Consider the following 25,885-nt stretch of genomic DNA (forward strand, 5'->3'; position numbering starts at 1 on the left):
CCTATGAAGGCACGAATGCAGAAAATATCAAGTAATTTGATAACTACCTTGGAAAGGATAGGACGGAATCCGACAGCTACCAGGGAGTGCAGACCTTTATTGGGATAACTGAAAACAACCTCACGGAAGTACTTTAGGTTAGGTATCTATCTTAAAATGTATCGTAAATTAAGAACCGCCTTGGTACGGATCCGTATGCCGGGTGGTGTGGAAGGTCGCCTAGGGAATTAATCCCTAGGCTCCTATCCGATTTCCAGTTTATGCAATATCTTTTTGATATTTGCCCCTTTTCCTAATACAGGCTTCCACAAATCTCCTTTTTTCTCGAAACGGTTCAGAACATTTTTAATGGTAAATTGTGATGGACTTAGTTTCGAATTTACTTCGCTCCATTCTAATGGGGTCGAAACTGTTGCGCCCGGTTTAGGTCTTACGGAATATGGCGCTGCCAATGTTTGCCCGCGTCGGTTTTGCAAGTAATCGACATAAATTTTATGGTTTCTTTTCTTGATACTTCGTTCCAGCGAGGTTGTTTCAGGCGAACGTGAATGTATTTCCCTGGCCAGTAATTCGCTCAGGATTTTGATTGAATCATAATCGTATTGTGCTCCAAGCGGAATGTAAACATGTAATCCCGTAGCTCCTGATGTTTTGCAATAACAATCGGTTTCAAGTTCATCAAGAACCTCTTTTACTATTAAAGCTGTTTTTACAACTTCTTCAAAATTGTCTTTTTCAGGATCAATATCAATTACGAGCCAATCCGGATTTTCGATATGTTTTATGGTAGAATTCCACGGATTCATGTCAATGCAGCCTAAGTTTGCCATATATAGCAAAGTTGCCTTGTCGTTGCAAATCAGATAATTTAAATATTCCTCATTCGATTCTGAGAATACTTTTTTTGTTTTAAGCCAAGATGGAATTTTGTCCACATCGACATCTTTTTGATAAAATCCCGGCGCGTTAATTCCGTTAGGAAAACGATTCATAGATTGCGGACGATCTTTAAGATAAGGTAATATTAAGTCGGCAACTTCATTATAATACTGTACAATTTCGCCTTTTGTTATGCCATCATCAGGAAAATATATTTTGTTTTGGTTGGTAAGGTGCAAAGTCGTTTTGCCAATTTTTAAGTCATAATCATTTTCTGTGGTGTGAGTTGGTTTTTCTTTCATTGTATCTTCTTTTACTTTCGTTTTGGTTGTAGCATTCGATTTAATATTAGAGGGTACAAAAACTTCTGCTGGTTTCTTGTCAATTCTTAAACCCAGATAAACGGGATGTCTTAAGTGTTTGTCATTTGTCCATTCTGAGAATTTTACCTGGCAGACCAATTTTGGTTTTACCCATTGAATTTCATCTCTAATTCCAATTTTTTCGCTCAGTGGAGATTCATCAACAAAATAGGGTTCTAGCTTTGCATACAATTCCTTTAGCGAAGAGTCTGTAAAACCCGTTCCGCATTTGCCTATAAACTCCAGTCTTTTTCCATAATATTGACCAAGTAAAATGGCTCCAAAATATTTTCTCGATTTCTTTGGTTGCGTGATTCCAATAATAATTGCTTCTTCTTCATTTGAGATTTTAATTTTGAGCCAGTAATTGCTTCGTTTATCGGGAGTATAGGTACTATCGGCTTTTTTTGCAATAATACCTTCTCCTTTATTTTTTATCGAAAGGTTAAACTGGTCAAGACCTTTTTCTATGGTATGTTCTGAATAAAAAACATTGGTAAAATCGTACTTATTAAATAAAATCTTCAGCAGTTCTTTTCTTTCGAGCAAAGACAGTTCTGTGATGCTGTTTCCATCCAGATTAAGAAGATCAAAAACGTAATATTTTAAAGTGCCTAAACCGGTTTTAAGATAGTTTTGAAGGAGTTGAAAATTTGCCTTTCCATTTTCGTCTTCAACAACAATTTCACCATCTAAAACTGCAATATGATCTATTTTTTGTAATTCATTTGCGATGGGTTTAAAACTGGAATTAAAAGATAGTCTATTTCTGCTAAATAATTGTACATCAGAAGGATTAATTACAGAAATAGCTCTGTAACCGTCATATTTATTTTCAAAAACCCAGTCAGCATCATCAAAAGCTTTTTCTTTTGTATTGGCAAGCATTGGTTTGATAAAAACAGCAGGTGTTTGGGCTGAATGATTACTTTTTTTTGAACTTTTCTTTTGATTATTGACTTCAGCTGTTTTTTTTGAATTTTTTTCCAATTCTTCGAGGGCTCTCTGAGAAATCACTGATTTATTTTTATTCAGAATATCGCTTTCCGTAGCATACGGATCTTGTTTTTTTATCAGTAACCACGCATTTTCCTGTTTCCCTTTTAGTTTTATCAAGGAGAATTCCCCTTTTAGTTTTTTTCCTTTTAGAATAAAGCTTAAATGCCCTTTATGAAGATTTGCCAATAATGTCTTTTCGGGATTTGATGAAGGTTCATCAGGGGTGTAAGTACCATTATCCCAAACAATAACATTTCCTGCGCCATAATTTCCTTCAGGAATTGTTCCTTCAAAATCTTTATAGCTGTACGGATGATCTTCGACCATCATTGCCAGGCGTTTATCGTCAGGATTCATAGAGGGACCTTTAGGAACCGCCCAACTTTTTAGCACGCCATCCATTTCTAATCTAAAATCATAATGCAAGTGCGATGCAGCATGTTTTTGCACAACAAAAACCAATTCCTTAGCTGATTTTTCTCTTTTGCCTTTTGGTTCCTGAGTTTGTTTAAAATCTCTTTTTTGATTGTATTTAGACAGTGACATAAGCTTTTGTTAGGATTAAAAAAGTGGAGGAAAGGGAGTATGTAGCGGTTGCAACTAATCCGAAAATAATATGGGCAAGAAGGAGCTGAAAATAATATCCTTTAAAATCGATAGGAGGTTGATGATTGCTCATTTTAAACATAATCATCCAGCCCAGAATACCAATAATACCGCTAATAAAACCTAGTAGGAAGGCGCTCAAAAACGAAACAGGCAAAATATTTTTTATCCATAATAAATGATACGCCAGTACAAACAGAAAACCAATAAAATAGTGCAGCAACCAGGCTAGTGTAGCTTTTGATTTTGCTGGTAATTCAATATTTAACCTGGTTAACATAAATGTGAGTAAAACAGGTTCTTTGTACAGTTCGCGAAAGCTTGCAGATGCTGCATAACTAAATAATGTCATGGCTGATGTTGCTGCGATTGAAACTATTATTAATTGAAAAAAAATATAGATATCCATAATGCGTTTTTTAGTTGTTCGTCAGGAATTCAAATAAAAAAATCATGTACTTCAAATTGGTTTCTTTTTAAATCAACAATTTGAAGTACATGACTTGTTAGCTATTTCCTTTAAGATCATTTTCAGCATTCTCTTCTGTTTTTAGAGCATTAGAACCTGATAATTTTTTATAACCTCCTAAGGCCAAAAGCGGTAATGCCCATTTTCCTATTGAAGAAGCTGTTTTTCGTTTCCCCGCTATTTTTAGCGTTAAGCCCAGAAGTAAAGAACCTGCGGCTGCGTATAATATTTTATTGGCTGATATTCCATCAGGTTTTTCTTTTATGCCATAACCAATATTTTCACGGATTTTTGGATTAAAAATATTTTCCATGATTTCGATTTTATAATTAAACATTTTTATACGGATCACTTTTAGGATCAGGATATTTGTTTCTAAATAATGTATGAAACTAAAATTCTCGTGGACTATTTACTGGATCTTTTTCTTCAAGATCCTGATCAATGTCGTATTCCTGATCGAGTTCATCTTGTTTTAAATTATTTGTGGAAAAATTGTCTATTTCACGATCATTTTCGTCATAATCTTCTGTTAGATCATCGTCTAAATCGCTTTCGTCAAGATCTTCTTCTTCTTCTTCTTCTTCTTCAAAATAATCTTCGTCGTCATCGTCTCTGTCAAGTGCGTTAGAGAAATCGTCATCTAAATCTTCTTGATCTTCTTCCTGATTTAGGATGTGGTCCTGATCTGAAAATTCTTCGTCGTTGTTTTTTTGATATTCATCGACATAGCTTTCGTCATTGTTATGGCTAATAGCATAGAGATTATTTTCTATTTTTTCAGATTCGATACGCATATCGTCTTCCGGATGATAAAAATTACGGTCATCCCGACCGTAATTCTCGTTGTTTCCTGTTATCATATTGTCAGTGATTTTAAAGAGTTATTTTTTTGTCGTTGGAGACTTTTTTGAATCGGCAGATTTTGTTGTACTTTTTGAAGTGCCCATTTTTTTATCTGTTGATTTTGCACTCGTAGTGCTGCTGTTTTTGTGATTTGAAGTGTTCATGATATTTAATATTAAATTAATAGATAAATAAAAAACCTTTTTCATTTGATTGAATTCTAAAAGGTTAAGTCAAAATTAGGTGGAAGTGATTTTATATACTTATAAAATTTAAACTAGTAATTATATAATTTTCAGCACTTTATATTTCGTAAAAAATGTTCTTGGTTAAAAATGCTCTAAATGAAAATTATATAAGGAGAAATGAATATTTTGTAAGTTATTTATTCTTATTTTTAAAATATTTACATAGAATTTTGTGCATAAACAGGAGCACATTTCTAAATAAGAATCTAAAGGTTTTGATTATGAATAAAAAAGGACCCATTGTAGTAATAGAGAATAAACAGGAAGACCGTAAATTATTTATAGAGGTTTTTAGCGAACTTAACTACGCCAACCAAATTATATATTTTAATACTGCCGAAACGGCTTGCAATTATATGCTTCGTCATCAAATTAAACCTTTTATGGTTTTCTCTGATATTGTGTTACTGAATGTCATGAATTATAAGGTGATGGAAACAAATCCTGATAATAATGGGGTAGGGACTATATTTAATTGTCCGTATTTATTTTTTACGACTTTGTTTGAGCAGAGTTTCATCATTGATCCGTATTCTTTGCCTACACATAGTTATTTTGTTAAGCCTTATAATTACGAAAAATTTAAACAGGTTATAAAGACGATAATCGAATATTGGCGTAAATCAAAATCGATTGCCCAATACAATAAGAAGGAGACTAAAACAACGAGTCAGATTAAATAGTTATAAAAAAAAGATCCATTCGCCGCAGCAAATGGATCTTTTTGTGAATTTAAGAATGGTTTTTTAATTCCAGGATTAATAATGTTTACCGAATCGCATATCTTAGTTTTAATCCATAAGAAACCAATCTGATATTTGAATCTGAAGAATCAAGTATGCTGTTGTATTGCAGCTGTACAGGTAATTCAGGCGCATATTGTACCAGATTTTTGTTTTCTTTGTCCTTATAGATATTATTTAATCCGTAATCTAAATAAACGCCTATATAAATAGCGCTTCTGTCACCAAGATTTTGCTTTAATCCGGTTTCGAAAGTAGCAGAATAGGATACGTCTGTATTCAAATCCTGTTTACTTGTTTTTAGATTGTTTACATTTTCAAAACCTGCGAAAGCCGGATTAAATAACTCAACATTATAATGCGGATAATAACCACTTGTTGTAAGGTTTTGCATGGTGGTTTCGTACGTTCCACTGGTTGCAAAACCTATTTTGGCTCCTGCTGCAAGATATAATTTTGTTGTTCCGGGCGTTTCAAATTGGATACCTATTGGAATATTAACGTACCCTAATTTTTGTGTTTCTCTTAGACCAGTTGCTTTATATCTAAACTGGAAAGCTTCATTTTCAGCATCAACAGCATTATATTGTCCGCCAATAAACTGATATTTTGCATCAGATTTATAGGTTTGATATTCCGCACCAATGCCAATACTAAGACCTTCACTTAGATAATAAGAATATCGTATTTCTGCATTTATACCATTTCCAGGCACTATATCTCCGGTGTTGCTTTTGAGAAATGAAAATGGTCCTCCAAAGGCAATTGATAATTCCTGTTTTTTATCCTGTCCATAACTATTTAGACCGCAACCTAAAAGTAGAGTAACAATTGATATGGATGTTATATAGTTTCGTATATATTTTTTCATCTTATTTTTTTTTATGCCAGTGCTGTTTTTAAATAGCACTGGCAGATTTTATTTATTTACAATTACTTTTAGTGTTTTCTTGATATTGGCAGTTTCAATAACAACCACATACATATTACTTTCTGCATCTGGCAACTGAACTTCAGTTAATACTGATGAAGATTTCAGCGTTTTTATCAATTGTCCGGAAACAGAATAGAGGCTTATTTGCATGTTTGCCAGTTCCTCTTTAGGAAAATCAGCCTCAACAGTAATCACTTTTCCTGCCTGAATTGGGTTAGGATAAAGCTTAGCTGCTACTGATTTTTGTGTAGTGATTTTAGCGCTACATGTAGCAAGGACTTTTCCGTCTTTAGTCGTCATTTTCGCGCTATAATCAGCTGATGGATCTAATGTATTTCCCTCGGAATCTCCTGCTGTATAATATTGACCGGTTCCTATTTGTTGTCCATTTTTAAACCATTGGTAAGAAACAAATTCGTACCCACCGTTGGTTTGCGGATTGTTGTTGACAATAAGAACGTTATTGAATTTTTGACGAACGATGTCATAAAAACCAAATGGCTTTTCTACAGTTAAAGTATAATTGGCCGTTGCAGTACCATCCTGAGAAGTAACTACTACATTTTGAGTGTATATTCCCGGTTTTGGTGTAGTAATGGTGAAATTGGCAGAAGGCGTGATAATTGCACTTGTTTCGTTTAGAATGGCAACATTTACGTTGTTTTCATCACAACTCATAACATACGTGATTTCCTTGGCAGGATTTTGGTAATCCTTGTTTCCAATAATAATTTTCGCAATAGTTATATCGTTATTCTTGATAACAAGAAGCTGATCGACAGCCTGAGCAGCTAAAAAGTTATCATTACCATCCTGATGTGCTGTAATTAATAAGTCACCAGATCTTAACATATTAACTAACCCAATTGCTGAAACATTAGCAGGCGGCAGGGCAGAAGTGTATGTAAAAGAGTAACGAATTGGCAAACCTGAATTGGCCGTAGCTTCTAAATTGAAGTCTTTGATCGCTCCAAGAATTTTTGCAGGTATTGCGTCAAAAGTAATTTGTTGTGCAGCCTTATTGATCGTAAGTTGAGCAGTAAGTGTAACCGCAGAACAATTAGGCGTACTTGCTAGGGGAGATACGATTGCGGTAACAGTATAAACACCAGCATTAGTTGCTCCGTTTTCACTACTTGCAGTTGGTGTAACAGAATATGTTACGTTAGCTCCAACAGGAAAATTTGCGACTTTTAATTCATGAATATTTCCATCATAAGTAAAGGCTGAATCACTAAAAGTTACCTGGCTTAATGGAGATGCTATTACATTAATTGTTTGATTCTGAGTCGAAATGTTTCCCTGACCGTCATCATAACTCCATTTGATGATGTAGCTTCCTACATCATTGTAGTTTAAAGGGGCAGTGGTTGTACCATTTATAATTCCTGCACAGTTATCAGTAGCTGTTGGCACTGGAATCTGAGAAGATAAAATCGAACAAGTACTCGTAATGTCTGGTAGATTTGTTACATCAGGAACGGGTGCCGTAACATCCGGGGTTGTTATTATAGTAACAGAATTTGTTATTTGACATCCGTTAGCGTCAGTAATTGTTGCTGTATAATTTCCTGCAGCAAGTCCTGTCGCTGTAGCTGCAGTTCCTCCGGATGGTGACCATGCGTAAGAATAAGTACCAGTTCCGCCTGTTGCAGTAACAGTTGCAGATCCGTCAGCTGAGCCAATACAAGTTACATTTGTTTGCGTAACCGCAGCAGTTAATTGAGCTGGTTCAGTTATAGAAGCGTTTTCAGTTGTACTACAGTTATTTGCATCCGTAATTGTTACGGTATAATTACCGGGAGACAATCCTGTTGCTGTATCTGCAGATCCTCCTGAAGGCGACCATAAATAAGTATAAGCTCCGGTTCCTCCGGTTGCAGTTACGGTTGCAGCACCATTATTTGCTCCGTTACAATTTACGTTTGTTGTTGTTGTAGTAGCAGTAAGTGCAGCAGATTCTGTTATGGTAAAAGTTTGTGTCGTTTGACATAAGTTTTCATCTTTTACCGTTACAGTATAAGTTCCGGCACTTAGTCCTGTTGCAAAAGGAGCAGTACCTCCGGTTGGTGCCCATAAATAAGTATATGCACCAGTTCCTCCACTTACAGTTACAGAAGCTGATCCGTTTGTTCCGCCATTGCAAGTAACATTAATTTCACTTCCTATAGAAGCAATTAATTGATCTGGTTCAGCAATAGTAAAGTTTTGAGTTGTACTACAACCATTGGTATCCATTACAGTTACGGTATAATTTCCGGGACTAAGTCCTGAAGCTGTATCTGCACTTCCTCCTGATGGAGCCCATGCATATGTATAAGCACCAGTTCCTCCGGTAACGTTAACTGTTGCAGATCCGTTATTTGCTCCGTTGCAGGAAACATCAGTTTGAGATCCAACAGATGCTGTTAATTGAGCTGGTTCAGTTATAGAAACGTTTTCACTTGTACTACAGTTATTTGCATCTGTAATTGTTACGGTATAATTACCGGGAGACAATCCTGTTGTTGTATCTGCAGATCCTCCTGTAGGCGACCATAAATAAGTATAAGCTCCGGTTCCTCCGGTTGCAGTTACGGTTGCAGCACCATTATTTGCTCCGTTACAATTTACGTTTGTTGATATAACTGAAGCCGTAAGTGCAGCAGGTTCTGTAATAGTAATACTTTGCGTTGTCTGACATAAATTGGCATCTTTTATTGTTACCGTATAGGTTCCTGCACTTAGTCCTGTTGCAATAGAGGCAGTACCTCCGGTTGGTGCCCATAAATAAGTATAAGCTCCGGTTCCTCCGGTTACAATTACAGAAGCTGATCCGTTAGTTCCGCCATTGCAAATTAGATTGGTTTGAGCTGGAGTAACTACAAGTGGCGTTGGTTCAGTAATAGTAAAGTTTTTTACAATTGAACAACCATTAGCAGATGTTATCGTTACACTATAATTACCAGCAGTTAAATTGCTGGCTGTTGCTGCATTGCCTCCTGAAGGTGACCATACATAGGTAAAAGCACCCGGGGCACTTGACGGCACTACGGTAGCAGAGCCTGTATTTGCTCCGTTGCATAAAACATCAGTCTGTAATGTTGTAGCAACTAGCGTATTTGTTGTGTCGATTGTAATATTTTGAGCTGTTGTACAACCGTTACCATCTGTAATTGTAACTGTATAATCGCCTGCAGATAATCCTGTTGCGGTTGCTGCGGTACCTCCAGATGGTGCCCACAAATACTCATATGGTAATGTACCACCAGTAACACTTGCTGTTGCCCGACCTCCTAAGATACAAGTTGCATTTGTTTTGGTCGTTGTAGCAGATAAGACTGAAGGTTGAAAAATAGTAAAATTCTCAGTCACAGAACATCCATTAGCATCTGTAACTAGACAGCTATAGTTTCCCGCTGTTAATCCCGTTGCTTTTGCTGTATTACCTCCTGAAGGCGACCATGAATAGGTGTATCCTGCTGTTCCACCACTAATTGTTACGGTAGCAGTTCCGGTAGCTCCACCATTACATGAAACGTTTGTTTTAGAAGATATTGCTGCTAAAACTGCAGGCTCACCTATAGTAACAGTTGCTGTAGTCTGACATGTGTTACGATCTTTAACAGTTACGGTATACGTTCCGGCAGCAAGCCCTGTTGCAGTTGCTGCAGTTCCGCCACTTGGAGCCCATGAATATGTGTATCCTGATGTTCCTCCTAATGCGATAACTGTTGCTGTACCATTAGTTCCTCCATTACAGGAAACATTTGTTTTAGAAGTTGTTACAGATAATTGCGAAGGAGTCGAAATTGTTATGGTTTTAACCAATGTACATCCGTTAGCATCAGTAATCGTACAGGTGTAATCTCCTGCTGGTCTGCCTGAAATAGAAGCTGTGAAACCTCCCATTGGAAACCATGAATAGGTGTATGTTGGAGTTCCTCCCGAAACTGTTACGCTTGCAGTTCCGTTACTTCCTCCAAAACAACTAACTCCTGATGAAGCTGTGACTGCAGAAAGAGCTGCTGTCGGTTGTGTAATTGTAAAGCTTTGAGTCGTCGTACATAAGTTACCATCCGTAACGGTTACAGTATAAGTTCCTGCCGTTAGGCCTGAGGCTGTCGCCGCAGTACCTCCGGATGGAGCCCATGAGTAGGTGTATAAACCTGTTCCGCCTGTTACATTTACAGTAGCAGATCCTGTAGCACCACCATTGCAAAGTATATTAGTAGTTGATCCCGGCGTTGCGAGTAGTCGCGAAGGTTCTGATAAAGTAAAAGGTATGGCTACTGAGCATGTGTTCTGATCCGTAATTGTAACGATATAATTTCCTGCCGTTAGTCCTGAAGCCGTTGCAGCAGTGCCACCTGTAGGTGACCATGAGTAAGAGTAGTTGCCTGCTCCACCTGTTACATTTACAATTGCAACTCCCGTTGCAGCTCCATTACACGATATGTTTGTTTGTCCTGTTGTTACAACAAATCGTGCAGGTTCCGTAATAGTAAAACTTTGTGTAGTTTGGCACAGATTGGCATCTTTAACGGTTACTATATAAGTACCCTGTGTAAGACCACTTGCTGTAGCACCTGTACCTCCAGATGGCGCCCATGAATAAGTATAAAGCCCAGTTCCTCCGGAAACAGCAACACTCGCGGATCCATTAGATCCTCCATTACAACTTACATTATTAATAGTTCCTTGAGAAGCTGTTAATACAGTAGGTTGTGTTATGTTGAAATTTTGTGTAAGTGGACAAGAATTGGTATCTGTAATAGTAACACTATAATTTCCCTGAGTAAGACCAGTAACAAAACTTGTTGTAGCACCGTTTGACCAAAGATAAGTATAAGATCCTGCACCTCCTGTGGGTGCAACAGTTGCTGATCCGTTAGAACCTCCATTACAACTAACATTTGTTTGTGTAGCGTTAGGATTAATTACTGTTGGTTGTGTTACTGCAATGTTGCCTGTAATGTAAGAACAAGTTTTAGCATCAGTAATAGTAACACTATAATTTCCTGCTGTTAGTCCGGTTATAGTAGCTGTTGTAGCTCCATTAGACCATAAGTATGTATAGTTAGGTGTTCCTCCTGTAGGTGTAACAGTAGCAGTACCGTTAGACCCTCCGTTACAGCTAACAGGTGTTGTAGCAAAAGTACCGTTAAGAGTAGCTGAAGGCCCGCCTACAATAATGCTTCTAGTTGATGTACAAGAATTAGCATCTGTTATAGTTACATTATAAGTTCCTGCTGTAAGTCCTGATGCTGTTGCTCCTGTACCTCCGGATGGAGACCATGAGTACGTATATCCGGGTGTACCTCCTGTTGCTGTAACAGTAGCTGTACCATTAGACCCCCCAAAACAGGAAACCGGAGTAGAAGAAGTAGTTCCGTTAAGAACAATAGTAGGTCCTCCTACAATAATATTGTTTATAGTTCTTGTACAGGAATTCGCATCCGTAATAGTCACGCTGTAAGTTCCTGCTGTTAATCCTGATGCAGTAGCTAATGTAGACCCATTAGACCATAAATAAGAATAAGTAGGCGAACCTCCTGTGGCTGTTACTGTGGCTGTACCGTTCGATCCTCCAAAACAGGACACTGGTGTAGTAGTTCCTGTAGCGCTTAGTACTGCTAAAGGTTGCGTAATAGTAACAGTTTGTGTTTTAGTACATAAAATATTATCTGTAACGGTAACTGTATAGGTTCCCGCTGCTAATCCGGATGCTGTTGCTGCTGTACCTCCCGTAGGAGACCATGAATAAGTATAAGGAGCTATCCCTCCGGAAGCAGAAAGAGTAGCTGAACCATTGCTGCCCCCAAAACAGCTAACATTTATTTGTTGGGTGATGCTGGTAGTTACGTTAGAAATGGTCAATATTCCTCCATTTGATGTTGCACTTGGCGAACATGGTCCTGAGGCTACAAACCTATAGGTATAACCACTCATTCCGGCCGTAGCTCCCGTAATGGTTAAAGTAGTAGTAGTAGCGTTAGAATAAACTCCTCCGTTGGTTATATTAGTATAAGCACTTCCTGTATTAACCTGCCATTGATACGTAACAGCATTTACAGCAGTAGCACTAAATGTTGTATTAGATCCGGTACAAATGGTTCTGTTAGGCGGATTTCCGATAATGCTTATAATACTTCCTGAGGCCTGGTCAATTATAAAGCTTTTTGATATTGATGTTCCCTCATTATCCGTAATCAAAGCAGTATAAGTTCCTGCAGTAAGACCTGTAACAGAAGCTGTTGTTGCTCCTGTAGTCCATGAATAGGTATAAGGTGTTGCGCCTCCTGACGGCGTTACGGTTGCGGTTCCGTCACTCCCTTCAAGACAGGTTACATTTGTTTGAGACTGAGTAGCTGTAAGAGGTGCTCCGGTAGTAAAAGTCATGTTGGCACCATAAGAAGTACCCGCGGAGTTTATAGCGTAAGCCCTATAATTTATTGTTGTTCCTGATGGAAAAGAAGAAAGAGCGCTGAATACTCCACTGCCTGTCCCAATTTGTATTTTATTTCCTGATGTTGTCGGATTAGCAGTTAATCCCCAAACGATACCACGTTCAGTTACGGTCCCTCCACCGTCTGTAGTTACATTACCACCTACTGTAGCTTTTAATGCACCAACATTTGTAGCTGCAGTTGTTGTAACTGTTGGAGCTGTTGCCACAACATTAGTCCACCCAAAATTGTCAATAGCGAAATAATCGTAATTGCTGCTCAATTGAATTTCAAGCTGATCAATGCTGAAGTTAGTATTATCTACGCCTCCTTCAGTAGCAAAATTAATTAGGAAGAATCCATTGCCTGGCAGAGCTAATCCTGTATTAGTACCCGTTGTATTTTTTACAACAGTAAATTGTGTAGCGCCCGCAAGTTTACCTCTGAAAGTAATTGATCCTGCTCCTCCGCCATTGGTAACTCCAGGACTTGCACTAGCGTTTCCGGATACAAAAAACCATAAGTTGTTGAGTTTGAAATTACCGCTTGCCGCGTTAATAGTTCCAGTTTGGCCATAAGATCCTGCCGGATTTGCCACCTGTATAAATTTACTACTTTGGTTATATCCCAAGGCTGAAAAAGTAACGACTGTGAAGCCAAATGGTGAACTCAAATTAAAGGTTTTCCCACTACTTGTAAAAGTCGGCAGATTTGGAGTGAAACTCTCAAATGTTTCAAGTGTTTGTGCAGCTAGTTGCTGCATCGTAAAAAACAGAAGAATGAATAGTACGTAAAGTTTTTTCATAATGTACTGATATTAGATTTATCATTTTTGTATTCTTGCATTTATTTTTAGTTTATATTTCTAACTTCAAAAGCTATACTTAAAGTTGAATATTATGCATAAACAAGAACTTAAAATTATTGTTCAATCTATCATTGCATCAAATACTGTTGATGAACATGTAAAATGCGCCCAAAATCTTTCCGGCTTTTATAGCAAAATTGCTGTAATTAACCGTGATGAAAACAACGAAACTTTTATAAAAGGAGGCGTTGCTTTATCCAGTTCAGGTGCCGCAGACTGTGTAGACGACTATTTGCGTACTATATATTATATAAAGGGTATTTATAAAGCTTTAATAAAACTGAGTAACGATTTTCCTGAGAGAAGTATCAATGTTCTTTATGCAGGTTGTGGCCCTTATGCAACATTAATTCTTCCTTTACTTACCTTGTTTAATAAAGATAGAATTAATGCTATTTTATTAGATATCAATATTTCTTCAATAGCATCTGTACGTCAAATTTTATCAGTTACAGGCCTTAATGATTATTCATTACAATTAATAGAAGCTGATGCCGTCACTTATATCAAACCTCAGGAGTTTACAATAGATTTAGCAATTTCCGAAACGATGCATTACGGTCTTACCCGTGAACCACAAGTAGCGATCACACGAAACATTGTTTCGCAATTACCTGCTCATGGAATATTAATTCCGGAAGAGATAAGAATTGATTTCGCATATACTTTCTTTGATTATGAGCCATCGCTCAGTACTAAAAATAAGGTAAAGGGCTACAATCAAATGCAGCCCTATCCTCATAAGGTATTTGTTGATAGATTATTTACAATAAGCAAAGAACTTTTTGCTGACAGACAACATGATTTAAAATTGGAAAGCAACTTCTATAATCTGCCAGCTGACTTTAGCAATTATCCTGATGTTTGTATTTTTACTGAAATCAAGATATTTGAAGACATCGAATTAAAAACGGCTGAGTCCTATATAACAAACCCTTATTGCGTAGTTTCTATTTACAGTCTTGCGGAATATGCTGAAATTCAATTAATTTACGACTTTAGCGATATGCCAAAGTGGTCGTATGATGTAAAGATGGCTACCAATTAATTTCTTGTAGGAAAAACACCTTCTAAGCAAATTATATATGATAAAGCAACATATGGCTGCATTACTGATATAGGAATGTTGCTACCTGTTAAACCAGTGGTAATATTACTTGTTAAATCGACACTTGGAGTGGCAGTTGCATATCCTAATGTTGGAGTAAAAACTCTGGATATTATTGATCCGGGAACAGCTATTGATGCTCCGGTGACAGGTGTTGCATCTGTTGCATTCGATGCGCTCACAGAGATTTTACCAGGTCCCGCGTGAACGTGCGCAGGTAAGTTGCTCGTTAAAATAGAAACATTTGGTGTACCTGCAGCTTGTCCCAGAACGTAGGTTGCCCCACTACCAGTTCCAGCTCCAACAGCTGTTGCACCCTGAAGATTAGGCAATGCAAAAGTCGTTTGACCATTACCTCCATAAGTTGTTCCCAAAATAGCAAATAAAGCTTGATTTGTTGTAATAGACAATAATTGTCCGTTACAAAAAGCCCAGCCTCTAGGCGCAAAATTTCCTGCAAAAAGTTTTACAATTCCAATGAACTCGTCCATAATTTAAAGTGTTAAAGTAGTTAATGATTAGATTTGGTTTTTGTATTCAGCCTATTTGTATTACAAAACAGGTTATGACAGTTTTTAATATAATGCTAAGTTATTTTATATAAGATATTAGTGTATAGGTATTTATCTGTTTTTAATACCTGTGAAAAATTTTAAAATAAAAACTATCAAAAAACGAAAATCCCACAACATTAGATACTATGGTCAGACCACAATACTATCAGGTAACAACTCACTTTTTCATTTTTGGTTATTTAGTTTTTGCAATATGATTTAAAAGTATAGATCTATTGGCAAAGACAAGAAAGAGATGTTATGAAAGGGCTTTTTCTTGTCATGAAATCACTTTTTAGTGTCAGATTAATTTTAATTGATGATGTTTGAATAAGCTTCCCATTTTTCAATCAGATTGAGAACTTTATAGAGAATTTTAGTTTGAAGGATGTCTTTAAGGCTTGTAGTGAGATATGCTTTATTTATTTGACAGAATAAATTTACGTAAAAATATAATGCAACTATCTGTAAGACAGTGTTTTTGTTAAAGTTTATTCTTGTTTTTAACTGATTTGTAAAAAGAGAGTGAGCAAACAGGAACTCTTTAAGCCCGTATGCATTCGTTTTGCGACTATAATCTTAAATTTTGTACAGGACTAAAAGAATATAAAATGTATAGATAAAAGTATCACTAAAAAAAAGTGCCAAATCGTTTTAGATTTGACACTTTTCAAGAAATGACTTATTTGCTTTTCTTCATATAGAATTTCTACTCCCGATATACATCCGGTTCGATATGAATAAGGATATGACCTAACTCAGGTATGTTTTGATGTAAGGCATCCTGAAGTCGATGTGCAAGATCATGTCCTTCAGTTACTGAGATAGTACCATCTACAATGGCATGAAGATCAACGTGATATTTCATACCGGCTTTCCTAATAAAACATTTCTCAGTACCCAGAATCCCTTTTACTTTTAGAGATTCAACCCTAATTACTTCCACTAAATCATCATAGACATATTCATCCATGATTTCGCCCAGTGCGGGCCTGAAAATTTTGTAACTGTTGTATAAAATAAAACCGGCGGCAAATAAAGCTGCCCAGTCATCTGCAAATTCGTATCCTTTGCCCATAATTAAAGCAATTGAGATCCCTATAAATGCAGCAACTGATGTAATAGCGTCGCTTCTATGGTGCCAGGCATCTGCTTTTAGAGAAGAACTATTAGTTTCAATCGCTTTTTTCATCACCATTCTAAAAGAGATTTCTTTCCATACAATTAATGCAGCCAATAGAATCAGTGTCCACGATTTTGGTAATTCGTGTGGTGTACCAATATTGTCAATACTTTCGTAGGCTATAATGGTTGCCGATATAATCAAAAATCCCACTACCATAAAAGTAACTAAAGGTTCGGCTCTTCCGTGTCCGTACGGATGGTTTTTATCTGCGGGTCTGTTGGCATATTTTATTCCAAAAAGAACCAGACAAGAAGAAAATATATCGGCAGTAGATTCGATGGCATCTGCAATTAAGGCATAAGAATTACCCAAAACACCCGCTATTCCTTTTATTATAGCAAGTATAATATTGCTAATGATACTAAAATAAGTAGCCTTTACTGCTGTTTGTTCATTTGTCATTGTTTATTTTTTATAACATTTGTATTCTGGTGTTGTCTTACTTTTCAAATTCATGGCAATCAGCAGAAGGTTTATAAGTTCCAGCTCCTTGCTGATACACTATAGAAGCACCTAAGTGACCTGTATAGAGTAAAGCACAACCTCCCATTAAAAGCAGGATTGAGGTGATTACTCTTAAATAATTTATGAAAACTAAATTGAAGTACTTTTTAATAAGTAAGATTAATAATGCAAATGTAAAGATTATTATAGAAACATAACTCCACCATTGATGACTTTGAAGCGGTTGAGGATCACATATTTTCCTTACTTCAATATTATAGGCCAATTGCCCTGTGTAAATAGCAAGCCATCCGCCTAAGACGCCCAGTAGCAGCATTACAAAAGTGATTTGTTTTAAAAATAAGGCATGAACCGTCGATTTTATTATAAATAATTGTAATAACCCTGCCGCTGTTGCCAGCAGTAGGGTTACAATTGGTAAATGAACCATGAGCGGATGCCAAAGTTCAGTTCTCCAAAGTGATGGTAGCTCATTCATCTTATTACAGAATACTAACCGAAATTGGCTCTAGTTTGTTTCCTTTTTTCTCTACCGTAACTTCAACCTGACCACCTTGTTTTAATTCATCAAATTCGGCCGGAGCCCCTGCTTTTGTCAGTGTTGTTTTATCGGTAAAGTACAATTCAAGTAATTTATTGTCAGGAGTTCTAACGTAAATTTCCTTTTCGTCTTTGTCGACTTCTTCTGCAGTACCTTTATAAGTTCCGGATTCAACAATATCTGTTTTCTTGTTTTCGCCACAAGAGGTTAAAATAGCCGATGCCATAAATGCGAATAATACAATTGCTTTTTTCATAATGTAAAAATTTAGTAATTAATATATAGAAAATATCGCTCTTACAACTGCGGTAGTCGAGTTGTAAAAGTCTTGTAATAAATAATTTGATGTGTTCTTAAAATATAATGTATTAGAATAAACTACTTTACTTCATCTAATAAAAAAGAAGTAAGAAGCTATTATAATAATTAAGCAGTCACGGAAAGTGGTGGTCTGAATACCATTTTTAAATGAGCAACTGAATACAGATTTTTAATCTTCGAGCTCATTTTTTCGATATGAATATAAGGTACTGAAAATAATGCCGTAGTTTCTTGGGGAATAACGAATGTAAAGGCAATTGTGTGATGAAATTTTATAGATTTAAATGGAAGCTGACTATCTCTAAGGTCATCATTATCCTTGATATCCTTACCTAAATAGTGCATGGATAAAAAATCCAAGATTCCAATTTGCTCATCATTTTGTTTGTGTTCCGTGTAATGCTGAAATAAAACCGGAAGTTTGATAAGTTGCTGGAAAAAAAGATTATTTACATTAAGTAGCAGTATTAATATGTAAATTAAAAATTTGCTCATTTACAAATATAACTAAAATAGTACCGAATTATTACAGTATGAATTTATTAGAATTTATTTAATTACCATGTTTACGATTGCAGTAATCAAACAAAAATAAAGACTTACCAGCATTTCAATCACAACTGGATTAATACTTGTAAAATATAAAATCAGTCATAAATAAAAAAAGTACTGTTAAAAATAATTTCAAAATTAACAAGACTTCAGTATTTTATAATAATTAATGGGTTAAATTAAATTTCTATTTGTTTATTGCTGCAAAATGACAAAACTTCCTTAGATATTGCTTAGGATAAGGGATTATTTTATGACATCGACTAAATTTGTGAAGTGCGAAAAGGTATTATCTACATATTCATTTTTCTAATCGTATCCAATATTGGGTTCTTTCAGCAGTTTTATAAATTGCCAATATTAATTGAGCATTATAATGAACATCAGCAAAGGCAAAACGTGAGTTTTATCGATTTTCTGGAGATGCATTATTGGGGAGAAGATTTAAATGATAATGATACAGATCGCGATATGCAGCTTCCTTTTAAGCATATTTCAAGTGCCTCGTTTCAACTTGTTTTTGTACCTGCAGACAAACCTGCATTTTATATCCCTTTCAATATCGGATTTTCTGAGTTTAGGATTATTCCCTATACATCTAATTTGTATTCAAATCCCGCATTATTTTCGGTATTCAGACCTCCTATAGCATAATTTAATTTTCTAAAATTTTTATTGTGATCATGGCATTTGTATGTTTTGATCATGACATTATAATTTCAAAAAAATTAAATCATATTATGCTTAATAAGATCATTCAGTTCTCAGTTAAAAATAAACTGGTAATTGGCGTTTTCACCTTGCTTTGGATCATCTATGGCGTGTTTGAAGTTACCCGTTTACCAATTGATGCCGTTCCTGACATCACCAACAATCAGGTTCAGATTATTACAACGGCTCCGTCTCTGGGAGCAGAAGATGTAGAACGTTTAATCACTTTCCCGATAGAACAGGCGATTAGCAATATCCCACAACTTAAGGAAAGCCGCAGTATTTCTCGTTTTGGACTTTCGCTTGTCACTATTGTTTTTGCAGATGATACAGATGTGTATTGGGCACGTCAGCAAGTATCAGAACGTTTGCAAAAAGTAGAAATCGCAGAAAATGCCAGTATTCCTGAAATGGCGCCGGCAACTACAGGATTAGGCGAAATTTATCAATATGTGCTAAAACCACAGCCGGGCTATGAAACTAAATATTCTCTGGAAGATCTTCGTACGATTCAAGACTGGACGATTCGAAGACAGCTTTTGGGAACTCCCGGAATTGCTGATGTAGCCACTTTTGGCGGAAAGCTAAAACAATATGAAATTGCCGTAAATCCGTCACGATTAAAAGCGCAAAACCTTACCATAAAAGAGGTTTTTACAGCATTAAGCAGTAATAACGAAAATACCGGAGGTGCTTATATAGAAAAAGGACCAACCGTACTATATATCCGAAGTGTAGGATTGACCCGAAACATTAAGGACATCCAGAATATTATCGTAAAAAATACCCAGGCAGGAACACCAATCCTGATCAAAGATATCGCTGAGGTAAAAATGTCTTCGGCTATACGTTACGGAGCTTTAACGACGGATGATATTGGCGAATCTGTTGGTGGAATCGTAATGATGCTGAAGGGTGAAAATGCCAATAATGTTATTGTAAATGTCAAAAAACGTGTTGCCGAAATAGAAAAGATCTTACCAAAAGGTCTAAAAATAGAACCATTTCTGGATCGTACCAAAATGGTTGATAATGCCATTGGCACCGTACAGAAAAACCTGATCGAAGGTGCCTTGATTGTGGTTTTGGTATTAGTGCTTTTTCTTGGTAATTTAAGAGCCGGATTTATCGTGGCTTCTGTCATTCCGTTAGCGATGTTGTTTGCTATTATTATGATGAACACTTTTGGCGTAAGCGGAAACCTGATGAGTCTTGGAGCCCTTGATTTTGGGTTGATAGTCGATGGCGCCGTCATTATTGTCGAAGCCATATTGCACCATCTTCACAGTGCCAAAAAATACAAAGGAATTGATACTATTTCGCAAGACGAAATGGATAAAGAAGTTACAGGTTCAGCTGGCCGAATGATGAACGCTGCTGTTTTTGGACAAATCATTATCCTGATCGTGTATCTTCCGATATTATCATTAGAAGGAATCGAAGGTAAAATGTTCAAACCAATGGCGCAAACTGTTGCCTTTGCCATTTTAGGAGCTTTCATTTTATCGCTTACTTATGTGCCAATGGTAAGTTCTTTATTCATCAGTAAAAAAGTGAACCATAAGCCGAATATTTCGGACAGAATTATGGCCAAATTAGAATTCTATTATGAAATCTGGTTGTCTAAAGCATTAAAAGTCAGAAAAGGGATTGTTATTTCGGCATTTGTTTTATTCGGAATTGCCTCTTTATTATTCAGTCAAATGGGAGGTGAGTTTATTCCACAACTCGAAGAAGGAGATTTTGCAGTAGAAACCCGTTTGTTGTTAGGAACCAATCTTTCGACTACAACAGAAACAATTCAGAAAATTTCATCAGCCCTTAAGAGTAAATATCCTGAAGTCGAAAAAATAGTTTCGAGAATTGGTAGTGCCGAGATTCCTACTGATCCAATGCCTATTGAAGGCGGTGATATGATTATTGTTCTAAAGGATAAATCTGAATGGACAAGTGCTTCATCTTTTCCGGAACTGGCGGATAAAATGACTGAAACGGTAAAAGAAGTGGCTCCGGGAGTTACAACCGGTTTTCAGTTTCCGGTGCAAATGCGTTTTAATGAATTGATGACGGGAGCAAAACAGGATTTAGTTTGTAAAATTTACGGAGAAGATCTTGATAAATTAGCCCAATATGCAGAGCAATTAGGCGCAATAAGTAAAACCGTCGAAGGTGCAACCGATCTGTATGTAGAAAAAGTAACCGGAATGCCCCAAATCGTAATTGATTATGATTGGGCCGAAATGGCGAAATACGGTATTTATGTCTCTGATATCAACCAAACCGTAAATGCTGCTTTTGCCGGAGCCGTGGCAGGAAGTATTTACGAAGGAGAAAAACGCTTTGATATGGTGGTAAGGGTAGAAGCAAGTGGACGAAAAGATATTTCTGATGTTCGTAATCTCTTAATCTCAACCCGTTCCGGAATGCAGATTCCGCTTTATCAGGTTGCCTCTGTAAAAGAAATAGAAGGCCCCAACCAAATTCAGCGTGAAGATGCCAAACGAAGAATTATTGTTGGTTTTAATGTCAGAGGACGCGATGTAGAATCGATTGTCGAAGAATTACAGAAAAAGGTCAACAGTCAGATCAAGTTCGATCCGGGATATTATATTACTTATGGAGGTACTTTCGAAAATCTTCAACAAGCAAAAGCACGTCTTGGTGTTGCCGTTCCCGCAGCTTTACTCATGATTCTGGCATTATTGTACTTTGCTTTCAGGTCTCTTAAGGAAGGAATTATCATTTTTACCGCAATTCCGTTATCAGCAATTGGTGGTGTTTTTGGACTTGCCTTACGTGATATGCCTTTTAGTATTTCTGCCGGAGTTGGTTTTATTGCACTGTTTGGTGTAGCGGTTTTAAACGGAATTGTTTTAATATCTGAATTCAACCGAATACAGAAACACGGAGAAATTACAGATCCACTGCAAATTATTATTACAGGAACAAAAAACAGGCTTCGTCCTGTATTAATGACTGCTGCCGTAGCCTCGTTAGGATTTTTGCCAATGGCTTTGAGTAACGGAGCAGGAGCAGAGGTACAGCGCCCACTGGCAACAGTAGTGATTGGCGGATTGATAACAGCAACTTTGCTAACCTTATTTGTACTTCCGGCGATTTATTTAATGACGTACCATACTAAAGTATTTTCGAAACAAATTAAAAAACATAATATGGATAAACTGACTTTATTGCTTGTTGCTTTATTTATCACTGCTTCAGCCCAGGCACAACAAACGTCGATATCTCTTGATGAATCGTTATCGATAGCCATTCAGAATAATAAAAGGGTAAAATCTGCCCGACTGAACGAACAATCAAAAGAACAATTGCAAAAATCAGCTTATGACATTCCCAAATTAGCTATAGATGCTGATTATGGTCAGTTTAACAGCGGGGTCAATGATACCCGTTTTGGCGTGAGCCAGACTTTTGCTTTTCCAACTTTGTATAGCAATCAGAAGAAAGCTTTGCAGGAAAACTATAATGCCGCAAAAGCAGTATCGCAATTAACGGCACAACAGATCAAGTCAAATGTAAGAAACCTGTTTTATTATTATATCTGGCTCAACAGTAAAAAAGAATTGTTGGCTTACGCCGATTCTATCTACAGATTAATGGAGCAAAAATCAGATTTGCGTTACAAGGCAGGAGAAACAAATGTATTAGAGAAAAGCGCTTCGCAATCAGCAAGGCAATTTTATACCAATCAGCTTACAATGGTCAATAAAGACATTGCTATTACGCTGAAGTCCTTTAATACCATTCTTCAGGATAGTATAATTCACGTTCCGTCAGCGAGCAATATCAAGAACGATTTTACTCTTTCGTTAAACGAAAAGGCAAATACTGCTGAGCTTCCTCAGATACAACTTTCTAATCATGAAGCCGAAGCTGCCAAATGGAAGTGGAAAACTGAACAGGCCAAAATGATGCCGGACATTACTGTAGGATATAACAACCTGAGTATTATTGGAGCGCAAACCAGTTCGACCGGACAAGAAGTTTATTATGGCAGCAGCCACAGGTTTAGTTATGTAAATCTTGGAGTATCAGTTCCGTTGTTTTTTTCGAGTCAGTCATCCCGTAACAAAGCCGCCAAAATTGAATATGAGAATTATAAAATGATGACAGAAACGACGAAAATCGAAATGACAACAGAAATTGAAAATGCTGTAAGCGAAGTCGAAAAATATAAAGAAAGCCTGAATTATTATGAAAACGAGGGACTCAAAAACGCATCGGTTATTATCGATGCCGCCAACAGTCAATTAGAAAACGGAGATATAGATTATCTGCAATGGGTGTTGGTAGTCAATCAGGCCATTACCATCAAAAATGAATATCTGGACAGGGTTAATGATTACAACAAAGCAATCATAAGTCTGCAAACCCTTAATAATTTATAATATAATGAAAACATATATCATCACAATTTTAGGTCTTTTACTTCTGGTTTCCTGTAAAGCAGATAAAAAAGAACAAGAAAGTAAAACAGAAACAAAACAACAAGAAAGTATCCAGTTAAGCCCTGAGCAGGTCAGGAATGCAGGACTGATTGTGGGTAATCCCGAAGAACGAAATGTAAAAGGAATATTGCAGCTTCAGGGAACGGTAACGGTACCGCCAAAAAGCGTAGTTACAGTTAGTATTCCGCTTGGCGGCTATATCAGAAAAACTGATTTAATGGCTGGAATGCATGTTAAAAAAGGTCAGTTATTGGCTGTACTTGAGGACATGCAGTACATACAACTGCAACAGGATTATCTTACGGCGAAAGAGAAATTTCAATTGGCTAAAAGCGAATACGACAGGCAAAAAGAACTGAATGCAAAAAAAGCAAGCAGTGACAAATTGTTTGAGCAGACAGCAACAGAAATGCAGACTCAACGTATTTATATGTCATCATTGGCACAGAAATTAGCCTTACTGAATATTAATGTAAAAACGCTTACAGCTTCGAACATTAGTAAAACGGTTGCTATCGTTTCGCCTATAAATGGGTTGGTTTCTAAAGTAAATGTAAACGTTGGTAAATATATGGCACCAACAGATATGCTTTTTGAATTGATGGATATGAGCGACATTGTTCTTGTAATGAATGCTTTCGAGAAAGACATTCATTTGCTTTCGGTTGGACAAACTGTAACTGCTTTTTCTAATGCCAATCCCAAAAAGAGATATAGCGCAAAGATTTCTTATATCAACAAGAGCCTTAACGATGATCGTGCGGCAGAAGTTATTTGTAGGGTAAATAAATACGACAGCTCATTAATTCCGGGGCTTTTTATCAATGCTGAAGCAGAAATTGAAAATGAAAAAGCCATTACAGTTCCGGAAGATGCAGTGGTAAGATGGCAAGGCAAGTTTTTTGTTTTTGCTGCGACCGGGAATAATAATTATAAAATGGTGGCAGTAGAACCCGGAACGGCAAGCGAAGGGTACCGTCAGATAAAATCTTCATTGATAAATGCATCATCAAAAATTGTAACAAAAAATGCTTACACACTTTTGATGACTTTTATGAACGGTGGAGATCAATAAAAGTTTAGTTTAGTTAATTGTGAAAGGGGGAATAGTTTTAATGCTATTCCCTTTTTTGTATCTCTTTATTTTTGAATCGTTCTCAACGCTTTTTTTAGAATATAAGCGGTTTCCTTCGTAGGACTTTTTCCTTGCCATTCAGCACAAATATCCAAAACAAATTGAGGTTTGGTTTTGCTGGCATCATTAAGCCAGTTGGCTACACTGTTTTGTACATACTTTGAGCTGTCAGATTTTAAGGGTTCCAAAATAGGCAAACCTAATTCCGGATATTGTTTTAATTTCTCGATATGTTCACTCCAAACTCCTCTTGGGCGTGTTGCTTCACTTGCAAAACGTCTGATGTTTTCGTCTGAATGACTGGTCCACTTTGCTAGGATTACTAAGCTTTTATCCAGATTTTTGATTAAGGCAGATCGAATGGCGAGCCAGCATATTTCTCTCACCCCAAAATGTTTGTCGGCAGCAAAAGGCTGAATCTGAATCAGTATTTCTTCAATCGATAACTTGGTATTTCTGCCAATAGTATAAGTGGCCCAACAACGCACCAGATCTGATCGATGTGATTGTATTAAGATTAAAATTTCAGCATCATTTTCTTGTATTGCCAATTCCAGAAGACCGTTTCCTATAGTTTCATTTATGGTATTGACAGTTTGTTTTTTTAATGAGTCAATGCTTTCCAGAATAGGTTTTAAATAAACAGTTCGTTTACATTGCCGAAGCAGGTTTTCAAGCAATAATTTCTGATCAACAGATAACCATTCTGTTAGATTAGCAGTTTCAATTTCTCCTTTGTTCAATTGATTTAGAATGACTGCCGGAATATCCTTTGCAGAGCGCGATCCTTTACGTTTTGTTTCACTCATAATGATTGTAATAATTCATCAATATCAAGTCTGTTTCTATAATCTGCATCAGCATATTTATAGCATATCGACCCATCACAATCTATTACAAAAACGGCAGGAACGGGTAAGGTATTTTCTTTGTTTTTATTGAAATCTTCCAGGTTTATTCCCATTGCCTGATACGTTGGCAAAGCAAATTCCTGCAATTCAAAACTTATTCCCAGTTGTTTGGCCAGCATGTTATTTTTATCCGTTAGAACATCAAAAGTCAAAAGATGTTTTTCAATAATCTTCATACTTTCATCTGTACTTTGTGGTGAAACAGCTAAAAGAGTGACGTTTTTATTGGTGATTTTTGAAAGGTTTTCTTGCAGTGCCCTAAGTTCTAAATTGCAATACGGACACCAGCTTCCGCGATAAAAAGCAAGGATCATTTTGCCATTTTCAAGAATGTCTTTAGAATGAATCAAATGATTAGATGCGTTTGGCAACGAAAAAGGAATTATTTTATCGCCAATTTGCGCCATTTTATTTTTAATATTTTGAGTTTTTAAAGCTGCAATTGATCTTTCGAATATTTCTAATACCGCTACAGGTACCTGTTGGGCCAATTCATTATTAAGGCTTTCTATTTGCTTTGCCAGAGTATTCATGTCTTTTTAATTTGTTT

At 36.6% G+C, this 25,885-nt stretch carries 19 protein-coding genes; 5 read left to right on the forward strand and 14 right to left on the reverse strand.

Annotated features, from left to right (window positions below; genetic code table 11):
- Positions 1–242: 242 nt before the first annotated feature.
- The 5 genes from ligD to QLQ94_RS15225 form a co-directional block, all read right to left on the reverse strand.
- Positions 243–2,786: a DNA ligase D gene (ligD, locus tag QLQ94_RS15205; RefSeq protein WP_482497647.1), complete on the reverse strand. Its 2,544-nt coding sequence runs from the start codon at positions 2,784–2,786 to the stop codon at positions 243–245.
- Positions 2,773–3,255: a hypothetical protein gene (locus QLQ94_RS15210; protein WP_271336058.1), complete on the reverse strand. Its 483-nt coding sequence runs from the start codon at positions 3,253–3,255 to the stop codon at positions 2,773–2,775. Before QLQ94_RS15210 ends, ligD begins: the two co-directional genes overlap by 14 nt.
- 97 nt (positions 3,256–3,352) lie before the next feature.
- Positions 3,353–3,628, reverse strand: coding sequence for a hypothetical protein (locus tag QLQ94_RS15215; protein ID WP_482497649.1), 276 nt, complete (start codon positions 3,626–3,628; stop codon positions 3,353–3,355).
- 79 nt (positions 3,629–3,707) lie between these two features.
- A complete protein-coding gene (locus QLQ94_RS15220; RefSeq protein WP_482497651.1) occupies positions 3,708–4,178 on the reverse strand; it encodes a hypothetical protein in 471 nt (156 codons plus the stop codon).
- A gap of 21 nt (positions 4,179–4,199) precedes the next feature.
- On the reverse strand, positions 4,200–4,325 hold the full coding sequence (locus tag QLQ94_RS15225) for a hypothetical protein (RefSeq protein ID WP_271336061.1): 126 nt from the start codon (positions 4,323–4,325) through the stop codon (positions 4,200–4,202).
- 305 nt (positions 4,326–4,630) lie between these two features.
- On the opposite strand from QLQ94_RS15225, the gene QLQ94_RS15230 reads away from it, so the two are divergent.
- On the forward strand, positions 4,631–5,092 hold the full coding sequence (locus tag QLQ94_RS15230) for a response regulator (RefSeq protein WP_427402223.1): 462 nt from the start codon (positions 4,631–4,633) through the stop codon (positions 5,090–5,092).
- Between the two features lie 85 nt (positions 5,093–5,177).
- On the opposite strand, the gene QLQ94_RS15235 is transcribed toward QLQ94_RS15230, so the two are convergent.
- Both QLQ94_RS15235 and QLQ94_RS15240 read right to left on the reverse strand, forming a co-directional pair.
- The gene (locus QLQ94_RS15235; protein WP_482497653.1) at positions 5,178–6,023 is read right to left on the reverse strand and encodes a porin family protein; all 846 of its coding nucleotides are present in this window, start codon (positions 6,021–6,023) and stop codon (positions 5,178–5,180) included.
- A gap of 48 nt (positions 6,024–6,071) precedes the next feature.
- Positions 6,072–13,319, reverse strand: coding sequence for a T9SS type A sorting domain-containing protein (locus QLQ94_RS15240; RefSeq protein ID WP_482497655.1), 7,248 nt, complete (start codon positions 13,317–13,319; stop codon positions 6,072–6,074).
- Positions 13,320–13,413: 94 nt separating this feature from the next.
- Between QLQ94_RS15240 and QLQ94_RS15245 the strand changes: the two genes are divergently transcribed.
- Complete coding sequence (locus QLQ94_RS15245; protein WP_482497656.1) at positions 13,414–14,430, forward strand: SAM-dependent methyltransferase; 1,017 nt, start codon at positions 13,414–13,416, stop codon at positions 14,428–14,430.
- On the opposite strand, the gene QLQ94_RS15250 is transcribed toward QLQ94_RS15245, so the two are convergent.
- From QLQ94_RS15250 to QLQ94_RS15270, 5 genes are all read right to left on the reverse strand, one after another.
- Positions 14,427–14,981 (reverse strand): phage tail protein, encoded by a 555-nt coding sequence (locus QLQ94_RS15250; protein WP_482497657.1) that lies wholly within the window; start codon positions 14,979–14,981, stop codon positions 14,427–14,429. The two genes, QLQ94_RS15245 and QLQ94_RS15250, sit on opposite strands and share 4 nt — an antisense overlap.
- Positions 14,982–15,753: 772 nt before the next feature.
- On the reverse strand, positions 15,754–16,632 hold the full coding sequence (locus QLQ94_RS15255) for a cation diffusion facilitator family transporter (RefSeq protein ID WP_482497659.1): 879 nt from the start codon (positions 16,630–16,632) through the stop codon (positions 15,754–15,756).
- 37 nt (positions 16,633–16,669) lie between these two features.
- Positions 16,670–17,173, reverse strand: coding sequence for a DUF2231 domain-containing protein (locus tag QLQ94_RS15260; RefSeq protein WP_482497661.1), 504 nt, complete (start codon positions 17,171–17,173; stop codon positions 16,670–16,672).
- Between the two features lie 4 nt (positions 17,174–17,177).
- Positions 17,178–17,492, reverse strand: coding sequence for a hypothetical protein (locus tag QLQ94_RS15265; protein WP_482497663.1), 315 nt, complete (start codon positions 17,490–17,492; stop codon positions 17,178–17,180).
- Between the two features lie 170 nt (positions 17,493–17,662).
- The gene (locus tag QLQ94_RS15270; protein ID WP_482497665.1) at positions 17,663–18,052 is read right to left on the reverse strand and encodes a hypothetical protein; all 390 of its coding nucleotides are present in this window, start codon (positions 18,050–18,052) and stop codon (positions 17,663–17,665) included.
- Positions 18,053–18,460: 408 nt separating this feature from the next.
- Between QLQ94_RS15270 and QLQ94_RS15275 the strand changes: the two genes are divergently transcribed.
- The 3 genes from QLQ94_RS15275 to QLQ94_RS15285 all read left to right on the forward strand — a co-directional run bounded on the left by QLQ94_RS15275 (position 18,461) and on the right by QLQ94_RS15285 (position 24,364).
- The gene (locus tag QLQ94_RS15275) at positions 18,461–18,763 is read left to right on the forward strand and encodes a hypothetical protein (RefSeq protein WP_271336067.1); all 303 of its coding nucleotides are present in this window, start codon (positions 18,461–18,463) and stop codon (positions 18,761–18,763) included.
- A gap of 86 nt (positions 18,764–18,849) precedes the next feature.
- Complete coding sequence (locus QLQ94_RS15280) at positions 18,850–23,229, forward strand: CusA/CzcA family heavy metal efflux RND transporter (RefSeq protein WP_482499984.1); 4,380 nt, start codon at positions 18,850–18,852, stop codon at positions 23,227–23,229.
- Positions 23,230–23,233: 4 nt separating this feature from the next.
- On the forward strand, positions 23,234–24,364 hold the full coding sequence (locus tag QLQ94_RS15285) for an efflux RND transporter periplasmic adaptor subunit (RefSeq protein ID WP_482497667.1): 1,131 nt from the start codon (positions 23,234–23,236) through the stop codon (positions 24,362–24,364).
- Between the two features lie 65 nt (positions 24,365–24,429).
- On the opposite strand, the gene QLQ94_RS15290 is transcribed toward QLQ94_RS15285, so the two are convergent.
- Complete coding sequence (locus QLQ94_RS15290; RefSeq protein WP_482497669.1) at positions 24,430–25,233, reverse strand: DNA alkylation repair protein; 804 nt, start codon at positions 25,231–25,233, stop codon at positions 24,430–24,432.
- Positions 25,230–25,868, reverse strand: coding sequence for a peroxiredoxin-like family protein (locus QLQ94_RS15295; protein ID WP_427402228.1), 639 nt, complete (start codon positions 25,866–25,868; stop codon positions 25,230–25,232). Before QLQ94_RS15295 ends, QLQ94_RS15290 begins: the two co-directional genes overlap by 4 nt.
- Positions 25,869–25,885: the final 17 nt, after the last annotated feature.

It is taken from the genome of Flavobacterium sp. B114r, from assembly GCF_056824125.1.